An 18,250-nucleotide genomic window follows, 5' to 3' on the forward strand; every position below is an offset into this window, starting at 1 on the left:
AGTGGATTGAACCGGACGGTCCCGGACAACGGTACGACCACCGGAGCCGCCGAGCCCAGCCGGGGCCGGTCAGCTCACCCCGCACACCTCCACGGTTGGTGCGTCAGCCCACCAGAGAGCGCAGCGGGATCTGCGCGTCCCGGAGGGCGTTCACCAGCTCACGCAGGTACGGGTGCTCGTCGGCCAGCAGGCCGTCCCGGTTCGGGATCACCAGGTAGGCCGACCCGTTCACCACCGAGACCCGGGCGGTGTCGGTGTACCGGGCGACGACCGCCTCGGCGCGGTCGCGGTCACCGGCCGCCACCTCGACGGTGATCGGCCGCCACTCGCCGCCCAGGTTCTCCGCCACCGGCGCCGCCGCGGCGGCGGCCCGGGCGGGGTCGACGCCGGTCGTGCGGCTCAGGGCGGCCCGGCTCGGCGCGGCGCCCGCGCCCGCCGGGTAGAGCAGCGTGTTGGCCACCAGGTGCAGCCCGTTCTCGTTGTACGCCCGGAACAGCGGGTTGAACGCGAACAGCACTGCCCGGCCGGCCCCGGTGGGCTCGTCCACCAGCGCCACCGTCCCCTTGAGCGCGTCGGCGCGCACCGTGTAGCCGTTGGCCCAGAAGGTGTCGTCGGACGGGTAGGTGAGGACGTTGGTGCCGGTGGTGCTCGGCGTCAGGATCGAGTCGCTGTTGTTGAACTCGAAGTCCTCCGCCGGGCGGCCCAGCGCGACCGGGCTGCTGCCGTCGACGTCGACCCGCAGGTGCGAGCCGATCATCCGGTAGTCCGCCGGCTTCGTCTTCTCGGTGGTGGAGGTGAGGCCGGCGGCCCGGGCCATCCGGGTGCCCTCGTTGCGCAGGCCGAGGTAGGTGTGGCCCTGGGCGACCCAGTTCCGCAGGTTGGCCTGCCCGGCGGCGGTGAGCCCGCCGGTCGCGCTGCTGCCGTCCGGCACGAGCAGCACGGTGCGCTCGGTGAACGCCGGGGTGTTGTCGTTGATGTCGGCGGTGGTCACCGGCTTGAGGTCGAGGCCCCACCGCTTGCCCAGCACGTACCGGGCCTCGCCGTGCGAGCCGGAGGTGGTGGAGATGCCGGTGCCCTGGAACAGCCCGACGTCCGGCAGGTCGACGGCGGTCCCGCTGGCCGCCGCGTCGTGCGGGTTCAGGGTCACCCCGAGCGACCGGGCCAGCTGGTCGATCTCCGGGGTCAGGCTCTTCGCCGGGAAGCCGACCACGCTGGTCTCGAGGTCACGGACCAGCGGCACCCCCTGGCCGAGCAGCCGGAAGGTGAGCTCGGCCGCCGCCGCGGAGTCCAGCGGGTACGCGTACGAACCCTTCGCCCCGGCGGCAAAGGGCTTGCCGCCGGAGATCTGCCGGACCAGCTGGGCCGGGGGCCGGACGTCGTCGCCGGTGTAGAGGGCGTTGACCCCCATCAGCAGCGGGTTGCTCCAGGACGACACGTCGTAGAAGTACGGGAACGGGACGTACGGGTCCTCGCCCATGATCCCCTGGATCCAGTGCTTCTGCGGCTGGTCCATCGGGATCCAGTACGCGCCCACCGGCACCGTCACGTCGGTCGCGGAACGCCCACCGAAGATCCGGGCCGTGGGCACCTTCGTCGGCTTGGTGACCTCGTAGACCTCGACGTCCATCCGGCGCAGCCGCTCGACCAGCTGGCGCACGTCGGCGAGCTGGCGGTCGGGCAGCAGGAAGTACGACCGGATCTTGACGTCCGGCACCGGGAACTGGACGGTGTTGGTCGGCTGGACCACCTCGTTCGGCTCCAGCGTGCCGGCCTTGCCCTCGGCGAGCGCGTCCGTCCAGATCTTGAAGTAGCTGCTCAGCACCTCGTGCTTGTTCGCGGCGGCCCAGCCGAGGGTCGACCACTGGGTGTGGAACTGCTGCTGGACCCGGTCGGCCACGGCCGACGCGCTGCCCTTCTCGAAGGTCATGCCGGCGGCGCCGAAGCCGGCGGCCGGGACGGTGTCGCCGTAACCCATGAAGAACAGGTCGTACGTCGAGTAGTTGAAGTAGCACTCGGTGGTGACGGCCCCGCCACAGGCGCCGTTGAAACCGAAGCCCGCCTTGTTGGCCTCGCCGATCCGGTTGATCCAGTCGACATTCTCGCTGGAGATCTCGTGGTGGATCGGGTCGGCGTTCGGCGGGAAGAAGTACTGCCGGCCACCCATCTCGTGGGCGTCGATGAAGACCTGCGGCGGGTACTGCCGCAGGAGTTCGATCTTGCCGTCGGTCTCCTGCTGGGTCCGGGCGAACCAGTCCCGGTTCATGTCGAAGCCGTACTCGTTCTGCCGGCGGCTGGCGTCGCGGCCGTCCGGGTTCTGCGTCGGCACGATGACGGTGACCAGGTTGTCGTTCCGCTCCGCGACCGCGCAGGACAGGCCGGAGGCCAGCTCGTACAGGGTCTTCAGGGCGGCGTCGGTGCCGCTCTTCTCCCCGCCGTGCACGTTCGCGGTCACCCAGACGATGGCCGGGCGGTCGGTCGCGGTCTCGGCGGCCTTCTTCGCCGTGATCCCGCGCGGATCCCGCAGGTCGCGGATGTCCCGGGCGATCTGCTGCAGGGCGCCCGGCTGGACGTGCCGCTCGTTCGAGACGATGGCGTACGGCAGCGGCTGGCCGAGCACGCTCGTCGCCATGACGCCGGTGACCACCCGGTCGGAGGCGTCGTCGACGGCCTTCAGGTAGCTACGGACCTCGTCGTTGGTGACGACGCGTTCCTGGCCGGTGCCGAGCGGGAAGCCCAGCGCGGACTCCGGGCTGGGCACGGTGGACAGTCGGGCAGCGGGGTCGTTGCTGCAGGTGGGGGCGGTGGGGGCGGCGCCGGCCGGGGCGCCCCCGAGCAACGGCGTCAGGCCGGCCAGCAGGAGCAGCGTGGCGACGCCGGCTGTTCTCTTCGGGGGGACCGCCCCGGGCGGACGCTTCGACAGGCGCATCGGGATGCCTCTCTTCGCTGATTGGGGGTAGATCAACTGGGGTGGATTCGAAACCCTATGATCTGCGGTTTCGTGTGGTCAAGGGGCCTCTGGTGCCGTTCAGTGCGCCCGGTGCCCGCCCGGGCCGCCGGTGGTGGGCAGGTTACCGAGCACCCGGTTGATGATGTGGATCCGCGCGTCGGCGGCCCGGTAGTCGGCACACACGGTGTCGGCCTGGTCGGCCAGGCGCACGCTCGCGCCGCCCCCGGTGACCGTGAGCTTGGTGCCGGCGAGCGTGGTGACCCCGCCGGCGGCCACCATGTCGGACAGCGACAGCGACCCGGCGACCAGGTGGTCGCGGAGCAGGCCGCGAAGCTTCTCCTTGTCGGTGATGAACAGTTGGTCCAGGTTGTCCTCGGAGAACTTGGCGGCGAAGGCGTCGTCCGTCGGGGCCAGGATGGTCACCCCCGACCCGCCGTGCAGGTCCTCGGCCAGCCCGGACGCCCGTACGGCCGCCTCGAAGGTGGTGAGCACGGGAAGCCACTGCAGGGCCGCCTCGGCCGGCTGACCGGCCAGGGCGGCCGGGTTGCCCGGCTCGCTGCCGGTGGGCAGCAGGTCGCACAGGGGTCCGGTCACCGCTACGGCCGCCGGTGCGCCGGCCCCGCCGGCCGCCGCAGGCCGCTCGGCGCCGGAGCAGGCCGTGCCGGTGAGTACCAGGGACAGGGCGGCCCCGGCGAGCGCCGCCATCCGTCGCCGGGGGTGGTGACGGCGGGCCGGCCACCGGAGCCGGGGGAGGGGTCGGGGTGGCGGAGGAAGGACGGGCTGGTCCATGGCGTTCTCCAGGTCCAGAAACGGGTCGCACCGGCAGGCCCGGGAGGTCGGGCCTGCCGGTACGACGATCAACGGGTCACAGGCTCGCGCACTGCCCGCTCTTCGGGCCCTGCACCGAGTTGCCCAGCTCCAGGTTGACCGGAGCAGCGGTGTTGCCGCTGCACTGCAGCGGGCCGGTCACGGTGTTGGCCGCCACCAGGGGCGCGTCGCCCCGGTTGCCCGACACCTCGACCGGGCCGGTGACCTTCGCGTCGACGACCACCACCGGACCGCTGGTCTGCGCGATCCGGACCGGGCCCTCCACCGCGGTGTCGGTCAGGAAGACCCCGGCCGCGCCGCTGGCGTCCACCGGGCCGGTGATCGACGAGCCGGTCGCGATCAGCGTCCCGCCCGCCCGGACCCGGACCGGACCGGTCACCGTGGCGTCCCGCAGGCAGGTCACCCCGGAGACCACCAGCTGACCGTTGTGCTTGCCGGTGACGGTCGGGTACACCCGCTCGCCGTCCACCAGCTTCTCGACGCCCTCGCCGTCGAGGAGCAGCGGGATCAGCCCCCGCTCCGGCTGGGCCAGCGGGACCAGGTACCCGTCGGCGACCTTGACCACCTTGTGGCCGTGCGCGGCGAGGCGCTGGGCCACGGTGGTGCGCTGGCCGGCCGGGCCGTCGGTGCGCTCCCCGTTGTACTGCTCCTCGGTGAGCTTGTACGCGCACGGCACGTTGTCGAGAATCTGGCCGTCGCGCGGCGCGTCGAGCGGCGGCGGGGCCTCACCCGGGTGCGGCGCCGGGTGCGCCGGGATCGGACGGGAACCGCGGAAGACGATCCGGCCCGTGTTCGAGACCTGGAAGGTGATCGCGTCGGCCCGCGCCGTGGTGATCTCCTTCAGGTTCGCCCGGTGGTAGTCGAGGAACTGGTTGAAGGTCCACATCGCGGAGTACGTCTTGCGCCGCCGGTTGTTGGCCGTGTTGCCCTCGTCCGGCCGGGTGGTGCCACCGGAGCTGCGCAGCTCCAGGAGCGAGTTGACGACGTTCTTGAGGCCCAGCGTGTTGCGCAGGATCGTCTCCTCGCTCAGGCCCACGTTTCCGCCGCCGTTACACCCGTACGGGCACGGCCACCAGCCGTCCTTGGCGCCCTCGGTGTACATGTGACCCTCGATCATGTGCTGCGACTCGTCGAAGATCGACTGGGCCACGTTCTGGTGCCGCGGCGGCAGCATCGGCAGGTCACCGGCGTTGGAGTTGCCGAACTCGTGCCCGTCGTAGCCGGCGATCGGGCGGTAGTCGCGCAGCATCTGCACCAGCGCGAAGGTCTCCGGCTGGCGGATCAGCGAGTAGTCGCGGTTCAGGTCCTGGCCGGTGGAGTTGCCCCGGGTGTTGGCCGCCCGCCCGTCACCGTTGATGGTCGGCACGATGAGGACGGTGGTGTGCGACAGCAGGTCGATCGTCCGGGCGTCGTTGCTGAAGGCCAGCTTCCGCGCCATGATCAGGCAGCCCTCGCGGTCACCGGGCTCGTTGCCGTGCACGTTGCAGTTGACCATCAGCGGCGAGGTCGCCGCGACGGCCTCCGGGGTGGCCGGCGGGGTGGGGTAGCCGATGACGAACATGTTGATCGGCCGGCCGAGCGCGGTCTTGCCGATCTCCGTGACCCGGACCCGGTCGCTCAGGTCGTCGATCGCCTTGGTGTACGCGTACTCGTTGACGTCGCTGGTGTACTGCGCGGCGAGGGTGGTCTCCCACTGGGTCCGCAGGTTCTCGCCCGGCACGTTCGGGTCGCCCCACGGCGCCGCGGTGGTGCCCGCCACCGGCTCGGAGTACGGCTGCGCGGTGGTCCCGAAGCGGGCGCGCACCCGCCACTGGAACCGGGTGCCCGGGTTGAACCCCGCGTCGGCGAAGGTCGGCGAGGAGTTGTTGATCTGGCGGTTCGGCCGCCACACGCCGGTGATCACGGCGGGACCGGTGGCCGAGTTGTCGGCGGCGACCGGGGTGCGCTCGATCTGGTAGTCGGTGGCGCCGTCGACCGGCGTCCAGGCGAGGGTGGCGTAGCCGTCGGCCTGCGTGACGGTGAGGCCGTCTACCTGGTTAGGCTCGGCCGCCGCCGCATATGCGGGCGTGGGCCCGGTGATCGCCGCGAGGCTGGCGGCGAGCAGGACGGAGAGGATCGCCGTCGTCCGTCTGTCTCTCATGGAAGCTCCAGAACAGGTGGGATGACACGTCCGGACAGCACACGCCAGTGACGTGCGCCACGGTCGGCGGTGCGGGATTTCTTGAGAATGATCTGAGGATTCCCCGGGCCACGCCCCGGCGGGCTACCCCGACCGGAGCCGGTAGCCCACCCCGCGTACGGTCTCCACCAGGCCGGCGTCGTCGAGCTTGCCCCGCAGCGCCGCCACGTGGACGTCCAGGGTGTGCCCCGAGTTCCAGGTCGTCTGCCAGATGTCCATCAGCAGCCGGTCCCGGGGCACGACCGTGCCCGCCTGCCGGGCCAACGCCATCAGCAGCTCGAACTCCTTGCGGGTCAGGCTGACCTCCCGGTCCGAGAGCCAGACCCGCCGGGCGTTCAGGTCGACCCGCAGGTCGCCCACCTCCAGCGTCGTCTCCACCCGGGCGGCGCGGGCCGTCCGGCGCATCACCGCCTCGATCCGGGCCTGCAGCTCCGCCATCGAGAACGGCTTCACGACGTAGTCGTCGGCGCCGGCCCGCAGCCCCGCCACCCGGTCCCGCTCCTCGGACCGGGCGGTCACCAGGATGATGGCGACGTCCTCGTTGCGCCGGCGGATCTGCCGGCACAACTCCAGGCCGTCCCGATCGGGCAGGTTGAGGTCGAGCAGGACGAGATCGACCGGCCCCGCGGCGGTCGCCTCCGACGCGGTGGTGGCCGCGATGACCACGTGGTTCCGCCGGCGCAGCGCCGCGGCCAACGCGGACGCGACTCGCAGGTCGTCCTCGACCATAAGCACCCGCACCGCGTCTCCTTGGACCTCGTCCCGACAGGTCCACGCGAGTCTGTCCGATGGCAGCGGTCGTGACCAGCCCGGACGGAAGATCGTGACCGCATGATGACGTGCCTCGACCCATCTCGGTGACCCCCGCCGTCGGGCGGGCGACCCACCGTCGCCCGCCCGCGGGTCCGCCTCAGCGGAGCCCGGCAGCGGCCAGCAGGTTGCCCTCCGGCAGCGGCGGGAGCGCCCGGCCGAGGGCCATCCGCTGCTCGGCCCGTTCGGCGGTGAACGCGGCGTCCTTGGCGATGGCGGCGGCGTACGTGGCGGCGGTGCGGGAGGCGATCGCCGACCAGCCGTACTGCTCGTGGACCATGGTGCGGGCGCGGCGGGCGAGGGCCCGGGCATGCTCCCGGTCGGCGAGCAGCGCGTGCACCGCCTCGACCAGCCCGTCCGGGTCCTGCGGGGCGAACGTCATCCCGGTCACGCCCGGCTCGACGATCTCGGCCAGCCCGCCGGTCCGCGACACGGCGAGGGGTGCACCGGCCGCCGCCCCCTCCAGGGCGACCATGCCGAACGGCTCGTAGATGCTCGGGACCGCGAAGCAGTCCGCGGCGGCCATCACCGCGGGCAGGTCGGTGCCGCCGAGGAAGCCCGGCATGCTCACGGTGTCACCCAGGCCGAGCCGGTGCACCTCGGCCGCCAGGGTCGCCCGGTACGGCCCGTCGCCGACGACCACGGCCCGCAGCCCGGGGTGCCGCTGGCGCAGCCGGGGCAGCCCGGCGAGCAGGTGCTGCACCCCCTTCTCGTAGACCAGCCGGCCGGCGAAGGTGACCAGCGGGCCGTCCCCGGCGAAGCGGGCCCGGGCGGCGGCGACCGCGGCCGCCGGCGCCTGCCAGCGCTGCGGCTCGACGCCGTTGGGCACCACGTCGACCCGCCCGGCCGGCACGCCGAACAGGGCGGCCACCTCGTCGCGCATGTAGCCGGAGCAGACGATCACCCGGCCCGACTCGGCGGCCAGCCAGTGCTCGACGCCGTGGATGGTGCGGTTCATCTCCTCGGGCAGCCAGCCCTGGTGCCGGCCGGCCTCGGTGGCGTGGATGGTGCTGACCAGCGGCACGTCCAGGTGCTCGCGCAGGGTCATCGCGGTGTGCGCGACCAGCCAGTCGTGGGCGTGGATGACGTCGTACCCGCCGGACTCGGCGGCGCGCAGCGCGGCCCGGGTGAGGGTGTGGTTGAACGCCATGGTCCAGGCCAGCAGGGAGTTGGTGGCGAGGGGGAAGGTGACCGGGTCCTCGGCGGCGCGGACGATCCGCACGCCGTCGGCGTACTCCTCCAGGGGTGCGCCCTCGGCGTGGCGGGTGACGACGGTGACCTCGTGGCCGGCGGCGGCCAGCGCGACGGAGAGGGCGTGTACGTGGCGGCCGAGGCCGCCGACGAGCACCGGCGGGTACTCCCACGACAGCATCAGGATGCGGCGGGTCCGGGGCGGCACGCCGGGCTGCTGCGGGATGGTCGGGCGGGCGGTGCGGGTGGGTCGGTTCCGTGGTTCCGTCGCGGTGGCGGGCTGCTCGCCGACCCGCAGGATGGTCACATCAATCTCCGTCCAGGCATGGTGGTGCGCGCCGGCGACTCTGGCGGCGTGGTGAGCGTGGTGAGGGTGGCCGAACGGCCGGCGGATCGGCGCGGGCGCGCACGTCCGGATACCAGGAAACGGCATCTCGCGCGAACTTGCACCTGGAAAAGGGCGATCGTGACGGACAACACCTGAGGGTTCGGTCGATATCAGGTGGGTGGATTCCGGCTACTGTCCGAACGGGTGGGTTGGCGGAACGTACGGCGGGGCAATAGCGGCGTGCGCACCGCGGCCCGCCCGACCGGTGCGCTCGTGATCGAGGTCCGAAGGAGCGACATGCAGGTCTGGCCGGGCGAGAGCTACCCCCTCGGCGCCACCTACGACGGGATGGGCACGAACTTCGCGATCTTCTCCGAGGTGGCGGAGAAGATCGAGCTCTGCCTGTTCGACGAGTGGGACACCGGCGCCGAGCGCCGGGTCGAGCTGCGCGAGGTCGACGCGTACGTCTGGCACGCGTACCTGCCGGGGATCGGGCCGGGGCAGCGCTACGGCTACCGGGTGCACGGGCCGTGGGACCCGGCCAACGGGGTCCGCGGCAACCCGCACAAGCTGCTCCTCGACCCGTACGCCAAGGCGGTCGACGGGGAGGTCGCCTGGGACCCGGCCGTCTACGACTACGAGCTGGGCGGCGACCCGGACCGGATGTCGGAGACCGACTCAGCCCCCTTCATGCCCAAGTCGGTGGTGGTGAACCCGTACTTCGACTGGGGCAACGACCGGCCGCCACGGACCCCGTACCACCACTCCGTGATCTACGAGGCGCACGTGCGCGGGCTGACCATGCGCCACCCCGGCATCCCCGAGGAGTTGCGCGGCACGTACGCGGCGATCGCGTCCCCGGTGATGATCGACTACTTCAAGCGGCTCGGGGTGACCGCGGTCGAGCTGATGCCGGTGCACCAGTTCGTGCACGACCACCGCCTGGCCGACCTGGGCCTGCGCAACTACTGGGGCTACAACACCATCGGCTTCTTCGCCCCGCACCACGGCTACTCGGCGCTCGGCGGCCGAGGTCAGCAGGTGCAGGAGTTCCGCGGCATGGTCAAGGCGCTGCACGCGGCCGGCATCGAGGTCATCCTCGACGTGGTCTACAACCACACGGCCGAGGGCAACCACCTCGGCCCGACCCTCAGCTTCAAGGGCGTCGACTGCGCCAGCTACTACCGCTTGAGCGAGGCGGACCGGCGCCAGTTCGTCGACTACACCGGCACCGGCAACAGCCTCAACGTGCGTAGCCCGCACTCGTTGCAGCTGATCATGGACTCGCTGCGCTACTGGGTCACCGAGATGCATGTCGACGGCTTCCGGTTCGATCTGGCCGCCACCCTGGCCCGCGAATTCTACGAGGTCGACCGCCTCTCCACCTTCTTCGAGGTGGTGCAGCAGGACCCGGTGGTGAGCCGGGTGAAGCTGATCGCCGAGCCGTGGGACGTCGGGCCCGGCGGCTATCAGGTGGGCAACTTCCCGCCGCGGTGGACCGAGTGGAACGGCAAGTACCGGGACACCGTGCGGGACTTCTGGCGCGGCGAGCCGGCCACCCTGGCCGAGTTCGCCTCCCGGATCTCCGGCTCCGCCGACCTCTACCAGGACGACGGCCGCCGGCCCTTCCACAGCATCAACTTCGTCACCTGCCACGACGGGTTCACCCTCACCGACCTGGTCTCGTACGACGACAAGCACAACGAGGCCAACGGCGAGGAGAACCGGGACGGCGAGAGCCACAACCGGTCCTGGAACTGCGGTGTCGAGGGGGCGACGGATGACCCGGCGGTGCTCGCCCTGCGGGCCCGGCAACGGCGCAACTTCCTGGCCACCCTGATGCTCTCCCAGGGCGTGCCGATGATCGGCCACGGCGACGAGCTGGGCCGCACCCAGCACGGCAACAACAACGCGTACTGCCAGGACGGCGAGCTGGCGTGGGTGGACTGGGACCGGGCCGACGAGGAGCTGCTCGACTTCGTCCGGCGACTCACCGACTTCCGCAACCGGCACCAGGTGTTCCGCCGGCGCCGATTCTTCACCGGCCTGCCGGTGGGCGGCCGGGCCGCCGGCTCCGCCCTGCCCGACCTGGCCTGGTACACCCCCGACGGCCGGGAGATGACCGGCGAGGACTGGGGGAACGACTTCGGCCGCTCGGTGACCCTCTTCGTCAACGGCGACGGCATCCCGGAACGCGGCCAGTACGGCCAGCGTCACCGGGACGACTCCTTCCTGCTGCTGTTCAACGCGCACGACGCGCCGCTGGACTGCACGCTGCCCGGGGCCGAGTTCGGGCCGCGGTGGCAACTGGTGATCAGCACCGCGGACCCGGATCCGGAGCAGACCCTGCTGGTCGAGGCGGGCGGCACCGTGCGCGTGCCCGACCGAGCGCTGCTGGTCCTGCAGCGGACGGCCTGACCGGGCCCGCCGACTCGCGGCCCGCCCGGGCCCGCCGCCCTCACGACTCGACGGCCGGCGGCTGGCGGGAAACGACCCTGTCGATTTCCGTTCATCGTGTTGCGGACATGTTCACCGGTCGGGTCTACAGTGGGTTTGAGCTGCTCCTTCATGATCTGTTGAGCACCTATCCCGTCGCCCTCCTCGCTCCCATTGACTCTGTGGAGGCCGCCGCATGACCGAGTTCACGGTGTGGGCGCCCGAAGCCGCCCGGGTTCGGCTGCGCCTGCCCGGCGTTGCCGACCGCGACATGCGTCCCGGGCCGGACGGCTGGTGGCGGGTCGAGGTGCCCGGCGCCGGACCGGGCACCGACTACGCGTTCCTGCTCGACGACGACGAGCGGGCCCTGCCCGACCCCCGGTCGGCCTGGCAGCCGGCGGGCGTGCACGGGCCGAGCCGCCGCTACGACCACGCGGCGTTCCGCTGGACCGACCAGAGCTGGACCGGCCGGCAGCTGCCCGGCAGCGTCCTGTACGAGCTGCACGTCGGCACCTTCACCCCGGAGGGCACCTTCGACGCCGCCGTCGGCCACCTCGACCATCTGGTCGACCTCGGCGTCGACCTGGTCGAGCTGCTGCCGGTCAACGCCTTCAGCGGCGAGCACAGCTGGGGCTACGACGGGGTCTGCTGGTACGCCCCGCACCAGCCGTACGGCGGGCCGGACGGGCTCAAGCGGCTGGTCGACGCCGCGCACGCCAGGGGGCTGGGGGTGATCCTCGACGTCGTCTACAACCATTTCGGGCCCTCCGGGGCCTACGCGCCGATGTTCGCGCCGTACCTCGCCGAGCAGCGCAACCCGTGGGGCCGCACGGTCAACCTGGACGGGCCGCACTCCGACGGGGTACGCCGCTACATCGTCGACAGCGTGCTGATGTGGCTGCGCGACTACCACGTCGACGGGCTGCGGCTGGACGCCGTGCACGCCATGCCGGACTCGCGGGGCACCCACCTGCTGGAGGAGCTGGCGGTCGAGGTCGAGTCGCTCTCCACGCACCTGGGCCGCCCGCTGTCGCTGATCGCCGAGTCGGACCTCAACGACCCGAAGCTGATCACCCCGCGGGAGGCCGGCGGCTACGGCCTGCACGCCCAGTGGAACGACGACGCCCACCACGCCCTGCACAGCCTGCTCACCGGCGAGCGGCAGGGCTGCTACGGCGACTTCGGCTCGCTGGAGTGCCTGACCGACGTGCTGACCGGGGCGTTCTTCCACGCCGGCACCTGGTCCAGCTTCCGCAACCGCAGTCACGGGCGGCCGGTGGACCGGCAGCGCACGCCCGGCCACCGGTTCGTGGCGTACCTGCAGAACCACGACCAGATCGGCAACCGGGCCACCGGTGACCGGATCTCCCAGACGCTCTCCGCCGGTCTGCTGCGCGTCGGCGCCACCCTGTTGATGACCGCGCCGTTCACCCCGATGCTGTTCATGGGGGAGGAGTGGGCGGCCACCAGCCCGTGGCAGTTCTTCACCAGCCACCCCGAGCCGGCACTGGCCGCTGCGGTGGCGGCCGACCGGCGGCGGGAGTTCGCCGCGCACGGCTGGCCGGCGGGGGCGGTGCCCGACCCGCAGGCCTTCGTCCGGTCCCGGCTGGACTGGGCCGAGCTGGACAAGCCCGAGCACCGGGAGATGTACGACTTCCACCGGCGGCTGATCGCGCTGCGCAAGAGCCGACCCGACCTGTCCGACCCGCGGCTGAACCGGGTCGAGGTGCGGCACGGCGACCAGTTCCTGCTGATGCGCCGGGGCGAGTGCCTGGTGGTGGCGAACCTGGCCGGCAAGCCGCAGCGGATCAACCTGCCGGGCGTGGTGCGCCGGGTGCTCCTCGCCACGGAGAGCGGGGTCACCGTGATGCGGGACGGGATCGAGCTGCCGCCGGAGTCGGCCGCGATCGTCGCCCTCTGACAGTGCGGCTCAGGGGATCGGCCACTCGTGGACGGGCCGGTTGCTGTGCATCAGGTCCACGTAGTGGCGGACCACCTCGCGCAGCGCCTCCGGCCGGTCTAGGTGGTCGGCGGACTCCAGCCGGTGCAGTGTCTCCACCTGCCAGGTGGCGCCGTTGCGGCCGGTCAGGCAGCGCTGCTCGATGATGCCGAGCAGCCGGTCCCGCTCGTCCGGGTCGAGCCCCCACCGGTCCAGCCCGTGGTGGGCCAGCGGCAGCAACCGGCGCAGCACCAGCTCGGTGACCGGCAGGTAGCCCAGCCCGGGCCAGTACACCTGGGCGTCGATGCCGTGCCGGGCGCAGGTGGCGAAGTTCTCCTCGGCGGCGCTGAACGACATCTGCGACCACAACGGCCGGTCCGACTCGGCGAGCGCCCGGACCAGGCCGAAGTAGAACGCGCCGTTGGCGATGGTGTCCAGCACGGTCGGGCCGGCGGGCAGCACCCGGTTCTCCACGCGCAGGTGCGGGCGCCCCTTGAGCACGTCGTAGACCGGGCGGTTCCAGCGGTAGATGGTGCCGTTGTGCAACCGCAGCTCGGCCAGGCCGGGCACGTCGCCGCTGGCCAGGGCCTCGGCCGGGTCCTCCGGGTCGCAGACCGGCAGCAGCGCCGGGAAGTAGCGGACGTTCTCCTCGAACAGGTCGAAAACGCTGGTGATCCAGCGCTCGCCGAACCAGACCCGCGGGCGTACCCCCTGGGCCTTGATCTCCTCCGCGCGGGTGTCGGTGGCCTGTTGGAACAGCGGCACCCGGGTCTCCCGCCACAACTCCCGGCCGAAGAGCAGCGGTGAGTTGGCGCCGAGGGCGACCTGGACGCCGGCGATCGCCTGAGCGGCGTTCCAGTGGTCGGCGAACTGGGCCGGGCTGACCTGGAGGTGGAACTGGGTGCTGGTGCAGGCGGCCTCCGGGGTGATGGTGTCCGCGGTGACCACCAGCCGCTCCACCCCGCTGATCGAGATCCGCAGGTCCTCGCCGCGGGCGGCGAAGATCTGCTCGTTGAGCAGCGTGTAGCGGGGATTCGTCGAGAGGGTGGCGGCGGTCAGGTGTTCCGGGCGCAGGGTCGGCAGGATGCCGATCATCACCATGTGCGCCCCGACCGTGCGGGCCTTCTCCTCGGCCGCGTTGAGGCTGGCCCGGACGTTCTCCTCGAACTGTGCGGTGCCGGTGCCGCCGAGCCGGCGCGGCGGCACGTTGATCTCCACGTTGAACTGGCCCAGCTCGGTCTGGAAGGCCGGGTCGGCGACCGCGTCGAGCACGTCCGCGTTGCGCATCGTCGGCTGCGAGTCGTCGTCGACCAGGTTGAGCTCGATCTCCAGCCCGGTCATCGGCCGCTCCACGTCGAAGCGGGACTCGCGCAGCATCTCGGCGAAGACGTCCAGGCAGCGCCGTACCTTCTCCCGGTAGCGGGCCCGATCCTCGCGGCTGAAGGTGCGTACGCCGACGTCCTCGCCCATGGTCACCACCCTGTCACCGTTGGTCCCCCTAACCTCGCACGGCACGGCGGGATGGGGAAAGACCCGAAGGACCCCTTACTACCCGCGCAGGGCCCCGGTGATCCCCGTCGCGTCGTGTCCGTGGTCGCCCGGTCCCGACGCTTCGGCCGGTTAGCATGGCGCGGACGGATCGTGGGGAGTGCGGATGCGCGAGAAGACGACCAGGCTGTTCGTGGCGGCGGCGATCGCCGAGGCGTGCTCCTGGGCGGGGCTGCTGGCCGGCATGGCGGTCAAGTACGGCCCGCCGCGCAACGAGCTCGGCGTGCAGGTGTTCGGCCCGATCCACGGCGCGCTCTTCGTGGTGTACGGACTCCTCGTCCTCGTGGTGGCCCGGCAGCACCGCTGGTCGCTGTGGCACACCGCCGTCGCCCTGGCCTGCGCGGTGCCCCCGTTCGCCACCGTGCTGTTCGAGCGGTGGGCCCGCCGGCGCGGCCTGCTGGGCGCGCCCGCGCCGGTCGACCGTCCGCTCACCCCGGTGGGCTGACCGCCGCCCTGGCGGGGCGGAACCTCAGGTGAGCACCGAGCAGGAAGCCACGCCCAGCACCAGCAGCGCGCCGAGTGCCGCCTGGAGCAGCAGCGGCGGGCCGAGGTGGGACCAGACCGTGGCGGTACGCGGGGTCAGCAGCTGCCCGGTGGTCAGGTTGACGATCCGCTCGATCCGCGGCGGCAGGTCGTCGTCGCGCTGCGGCCGCAGGGTGAGCTGCAGGTGGTCGCCGGGGTGCAGCGCGCTCTGCGGCAGGTGACCGTGCAGCTCCACCTCCAGCAGCCGGTTGGCGGGGTCGCGCAGCCGGACCGGGGTGACCAGGAACTCCGGCCCCTTCTTCAGCTCCTTGAACCGGCGCCGGGCACCGCCGCCGCCGGCGCTGAGCAGCGCCCGCGCCATCCGCACCGGCAGCCCCACCACACTTGCCGCGGTCAGCACCGCGACGAGCACCGGCTGCCCCACCCGCACCTCGCGCGCGTAGCCCTCCATGAGCCGGACCAGTCGGCCGTTGACGATCCGCTCCGTCGGGTGGACGGCGCGCCGGATGTGAAGGTCAGTGTCCATGATCACCACCGAGAGTCCGGTTCAGTTCACTCATGGTATCGACCTCACAGGTTGAAAGACATGAATGAAAGTCGATCACGGGCGCCGGCCCGGCCAGGTGACATCCCCGGTGGTGCGGGTATGCGTGCGGCCGAGCTGGAAAGGGGTCGAGCATGCAGCTGTCCTTCCTGCGCCCGCTCTACGACCGCCCTGGGCCGTGGTGTTCGGTGTACCTGGACGCCTCCCGGGACACCCACGACTCCCGTCCCGCGGTCGACCTGCGCTGGCGCTCCCTGAAGGGGAGCCTGCTGGAGCAGGGCGCCGACCAGGTGACCGTCGACGCGGTCGAGGAGGTGGTCCGCCGGCACGATCCGATGCCCGGCGACTACGGCGTGGCCATCTTCGCCACACGCGGCCGGGTGGTGCTCACCGAATACCTCTCCGCGCCGCCGCTGCGGGACCTGGCCAGCTGGTCCGCCCTGCCGCACACCATGCCGCTGGTCGCCCAGCGCGGCGAGCAGATCGCCTGGGTGCGGGTGCTGGCCGACCGGATCGGCGCGGACGCGATCGCGGTCAGCGCGGGCGGGGTGCCGCGCAAGTCGCACGTCGTCGGGCGGGAGAGCTACCAGCTACGCCGGGTCAATCCCGGCGGTTGGTCCCAGTCCCGCTACCAGCGCGCCGCCATGGAAGCCTGGCACCACAACGCCGGCGACACCGCCGCGGCCACCGCCGACCTGGCCGACCGGGTGGGCGCGGACGTGGTGGTGGTGGCCGGCGACGTCCGGGCCACCGGCATGATCGCCGCCCAGCTCCCGGAGCGCTGGCAGGACGTGCTGGTCCGCACCGACGCCGGCTCCCGCGCCCGGGGTGCCGACCCCATGCTCATGGACGACGTCACCGTGCAGACCATCGCCGAGGTCGCCGACCAGCGGATCAGCACCGCGCTGGACAGGTTCGGCACCCAGGAGGACGTCGGGGCCGGGCTGGCCGCGGTGGTCTCCGCCCTGCAACGCAACCAGGTCGACACCATGCTGATCGTGGACGACCCGTCGGCCACCGGCGAGCTGTGGGTGGGCCCCGAGCCGACCGAGATCGCCACCGATCCACAGCAGTTGGCGGCCATGTCGGTGGCCGATCCGCAGCGGGTCCGCGCCGACGCCGCGCTGCTGCGCGCGCTGGTCGGCACCGACGCCGACCTGACGGTGCTCGCGCCCGAGGAGGCGCCCGAACTCACCGACGGGGTCGGTGCGGTGCTGCGCTACGTCGACGCCAGCACCCCCGGCCGGGGCCGTCCCTGACCGTACGGGACGCCGCCACAACATCGGGGAAGTTGCTGCCTTCGCGCGCCGCGAGGCAGCAACTTCCCGTTCCCGTGCGGATCTTGGGCGGACTCGACGTGCCTGGGGCCGGTGCGCGACAAGCGCGGTGGCGCCGGACACCCGAGGATTGGTCCGGCCCGTGGGGGGATGCCCCGTTTAGACCCCATCGGGACGGGAAGCCGGGCCGCGTGGTGAGCGAACGAGGCAAGGTGGGGCCGGTGCGGAAGGGGCCCGTGGGGTCGACGACCGACGGCAGCGGGCTGAGCGGCGACCGGATCGTGGCGGCGGGCAGCACCGCGCGGGTGCTGGTGGCCGCGACGGCCCGGGCGCTGCGCGGCGACGACTGCGCCGACCTCGGCCACCCCACCCCGTTCTCCCGCTTCGCCGGCGCCCCCGAGCCGGTGCGCCGGGCCGCCGCCGCCCGCGCCGCCGGCCGGGTCGCGCTGGCCCCGGCGCAGGTCGCCGAGGTGGACGCGGAGCGGGTGGCCGGCTGGATCGTCGACCAGTACCCGGCCGGCCGCTGGCCGGGGGTGGTGCTCGGCTCCCCGCACGGCGCCGCGGTGCACCTCGCGGTGGCCCTCGGCGTGCCCTGGCTGCCCGCCGGCTTCGAGTTGACCGTGCACTGGACCCGCGGGACGGTGGACCGGCCCCAGGCCGCGCTCGACCACGGCGCCGCCCTCGCCGGCCGGCTGCTCGCCGCCAATCGGGACGTGCACGTCCGCCAGGTGCACTGCCCGGCCAGCCGGGGCGCGTCGGCCGGCGCCACGGTTGCCCTCGCGGTGCGCTGGCGCGCCCTGCCCGGGGCGTACGCCCGGTTCCTGGCCGACCGGCTGGAGCCCGCCGCGCCGGTGCTGCTGCTGCACGACGCGCGTACCTGGCCGGTGCTCGACGAGGGGGCCGGGCACAGCTTCCAGGTCGGCTCCCCGGCCAGCGGCCTCGACCCGGTCGACTTCCACCCGGACGCGCACGCGCTGCGCCAGGTGCTCCGCTCCGCCGGCGGGGACAGCGCGCACTGGGCGCCGCCGGACGTCTCCTGCCCGGCGGCGTACGCGGAGAACGGTGTGGAGTCCGGTTTCGAGCACAACGCCCGGGAGTGGACCAGCCGGCACGGGCATCCGCTGCACCGGGTGCTCGTCCCGCAGCCGGACGCGCTGAGCGCCGCCACCGCCGACCTGTACCGGCGCTGGCTGCGCCGGGCCGGCAAGACCGGCGACCGGCTCGTGGTCGAGTGCGGCCGGCTGCTCGACCCGTGGCAGGTGGTGCGGGCCGGGCTGGTGCCGTACTGGTGCGAGAACGCGACCCGGCGCCGGGTGCAGGGAGCGGAGTGGTGGCTCGCCGGCAGCGAGCCGTTCAGCTCGGTGGACGTGCTGCCGGAGCCGCCCGGAGTCCGGTCGCCCGCCCTGGCCGGCCTGCCGCAGTGGCTCGCCGTGGCCGGCTTCGGGCGCCGGCGCCGGGCGCTGGACCGGGCGTCCGCCCGCGGCTACCCGGTCACCTCCGTGCCGACCCGGCGGGCCACCGAGGTGTTGCGCAACCAGCCGTACGACCTGCCGACCCCGCCGCCGCTGCGGATGGCCGAGGCCCTCGCGGCGCTCCGGGACGCGGGCGCCCACCAGGGACTGCTCGTCTCCTGACCGAACCCCGCCGAAACATCCTCACGATCCCGCGGTCCGTGATTGAGTACCTACGGAGCGGGAACACCGCTCGCTGCGAGACGGCCCACGATGCCGTAGCGGCGAG

General features: G+C 72.7%; 12 protein-coding genes. 5 read left to right on the forward strand and 7 right to left on the reverse strand.

Annotation, left to right across the window (positions count from 1 at the left end):
- Nucleotides 1-103 precede the first annotated feature (103 nt).
- The 5 genes from ABZ783_RS25835 to ABZ783_RS25855 form a co-directional block, all read right to left on the reverse strand.
- Complete coding sequence (locus ABZ783_RS25835) at nucleotides 104-2,926, reverse strand: M14 family zinc carboxypeptidase (protein ID WP_357442316.1); 2,823 nt, start codon at nucleotides 2,924-2,926, stop codon at nucleotides 104-106.
- Nucleotides 2,927-3,025: 99 nt separating this feature from the next.
- A complete protein-coding gene (locus tag ABZ783_RS25840; RefSeq protein WP_357442318.1) occupies nucleotides 3,026-3,736 on the reverse strand; it encodes a fasciclin domain-containing protein in 711 nt (236 codons plus the stop codon).
- 76 nt (nucleotides 3,737-3,812) lie between these two features.
- Complete coding sequence (locus tag ABZ783_RS25845; protein ID WP_357442320.1) at nucleotides 3,813-5,915, reverse strand: M14 family zinc carboxypeptidase; 2,103 nt, start codon at nucleotides 5,913-5,915, stop codon at nucleotides 3,813-3,815.
- 123 nt (nucleotides 5,916-6,038) lie between these two features.
- On the reverse strand, nucleotides 6,039-6,695 hold the full coding sequence (locus tag ABZ783_RS25850) for a response regulator transcription factor (protein WP_073836575.1): 657 nt from the start codon (nucleotides 6,693-6,695) through the stop codon (nucleotides 6,039-6,041).
- 169 nt (nucleotides 6,696-6,864) lie between these two features.
- A complete protein-coding gene (locus ABZ783_RS25855; protein WP_357442322.1) occupies nucleotides 6,865-8,262 on the reverse strand; it encodes a glycosyltransferase family 4 protein in 1,398 nt (465 codons plus the stop codon).
- A 318-nt stretch (nucleotides 8,263-8,580) separates the two neighbouring features.
- Here ABZ783_RS25855 and glgX point away from each other — a divergent pair, with 318 nt between their 5' ends.
- The gene (gene glgX / locus ABZ783_RS25860; protein WP_357442324.1) at nucleotides 8,581-10,701 is read left to right on the forward strand and encodes a glycogen debranching protein GlgX; all 2,121 of its coding nucleotides are present in this window, start codon (nucleotides 8,581-8,583) and stop codon (nucleotides 10,699-10,701) included.
- Nucleotides 10,702-10,915: 214 nt separating this feature from the next.
- Nucleotides 10,916-12,640 carry a malto-oligosyltrehalose trehalohydrolase gene (gene treZ, locus ABZ783_RS25865; protein WP_357442326.1) on the forward strand — a complete coding sequence of 575 codons (1,725 nt, stop codon included), beginning with the start codon at nucleotides 10,916-10,918 and terminating at the stop codon, nucleotides 12,638-12,640.
- A 9-nt stretch (nucleotides 12,641-12,649) separates the two neighbouring features.
- On the opposite strand, the gene ABZ783_RS25870 is transcribed toward treZ, so the two are convergent.
- Nucleotides 12,650-14,128: a glutamate--cysteine ligase gene (locus ABZ783_RS25870; protein WP_357442328.1), complete on the reverse strand. Its 1,479-nt coding sequence runs from the start codon at nucleotides 14,126-14,128 to the stop codon at nucleotides 12,650-12,652.
- A 184-nt stretch (nucleotides 14,129-14,312) separates the two neighbouring features.
- Between ABZ783_RS25870 and ABZ783_RS25875 the strand changes: the two genes are divergently transcribed.
- Nucleotides 14,313-14,651 carry a DUF3817 domain-containing protein gene (locus ABZ783_RS25875; protein WP_357442330.1) on the forward strand — a complete coding sequence of 113 codons (339 nt, stop codon included), beginning with the start codon at nucleotides 14,313-14,315 and terminating at the stop codon, nucleotides 14,649-14,651.
- 24 nt (nucleotides 14,652-14,675) lie between these two features.
- Here the strand turns inward: ABZ783_RS25875 and ABZ783_RS25880 are convergent, their stop codons facing one another.
- Nucleotides 14,676-15,224, reverse strand: a complete 549-nt coding sequence (locus tag ABZ783_RS25880; RefSeq protein WP_357442332.1) for a hypothetical protein — start codon at nucleotides 15,222-15,224, stop codon at nucleotides 14,676-14,678.
- A gap of 143 nt (nucleotides 15,225-15,367) precedes the next feature.
- Between ABZ783_RS25880 and ABZ783_RS25885 the strand changes: the two genes are divergently transcribed.
- Complete coding sequence (locus ABZ783_RS25885) at nucleotides 15,368-16,492, forward strand: Vms1/Ankzf1 family peptidyl-tRNA hydrolase (RefSeq protein WP_357442334.1); 1,125 nt, start codon at nucleotides 15,368-15,370, stop codon at nucleotides 16,490-16,492.
- 239 nt (nucleotides 16,493-16,731) lie between these two features.
- The gene (locus ABZ783_RS25890; protein WP_357442336.1) at nucleotides 16,732-18,144 is read left to right on the forward strand and encodes a hypothetical protein; all 1,413 of its coding nucleotides are present in this window, start codon (nucleotides 16,732-16,734) and stop codon (nucleotides 18,142-18,144) included.
- Nucleotides 18,145-18,250 lie beyond the last annotated feature (106 nt).

It is taken from the genome of Micromonospora sp. NPDC047738 (assembly GCF_040642675.1).
GTDB lineage: Bacteria > Actinomycetota > Actinomycetes > Mycobacteriales > Micromonosporaceae > Micromonospora.

What these genes read in the sequence shown, in the direction of transcription:
- glgX (WP_357442324.1), top strand. Translation starts at nt 8,581, where the DNA reads ATGCAGGTCTGGCCGGGCGAGAGCTACCCCCTCGGCGCCACCTACGAC.
- treZ (WP_357442326.1), top strand. Translation starts at nt 10,916, where the DNA reads ATGACCGAGTTCACGGTGTGGGCGCCCGAAGCCGCCCGGGTTCGGCTG.
- ABZ783_RS25840 (WP_357442318.1), bottom strand. Translation starts at nt 3,736, where the DNA reads ATGGACCAGCCCGTCCTTCCTCCGCCACCCCGACCCCTCCCCCGGCTC.
- ABZ783_RS25885 (WP_357442334.1), top strand. Translation starts at nt 15,368, where the DNA reads ATGCAGCTGTCCTTCCTGCGCCCGCTCTACGACCGCCCTGGGCCGTGG.
- ABZ783_RS25845 (WP_357442320.1), bottom strand. Translation starts at nt 5,915, where the DNA reads ATGAGAGACAGACGGACGACGGCGATCCTCTCCGTCCTGCTCGCCGCC.
- ABZ783_RS25835 (WP_357442316.1), bottom strand. Translation starts at nt 2,926, where the DNA reads ATGCGCCTGTCGAAGCGTCCGCCCGGGGCGGTCCCCCCGAAGAGAACA.
- ABZ783_RS25875 (WP_357442330.1), top strand. Translation starts at nt 14,313, where the DNA reads ATGCGCGAGAAGACGACCAGGCTGTTCGTGGCGGCGGCGATCGCCGAG.
- ABZ783_RS25870 (WP_357442328.1), bottom strand. Translation starts at nt 14,128, where the DNA reads ATGGGCGAGGACGTCGGCGTACGCACCTTCAGCCGCGAGGATCGGGCC.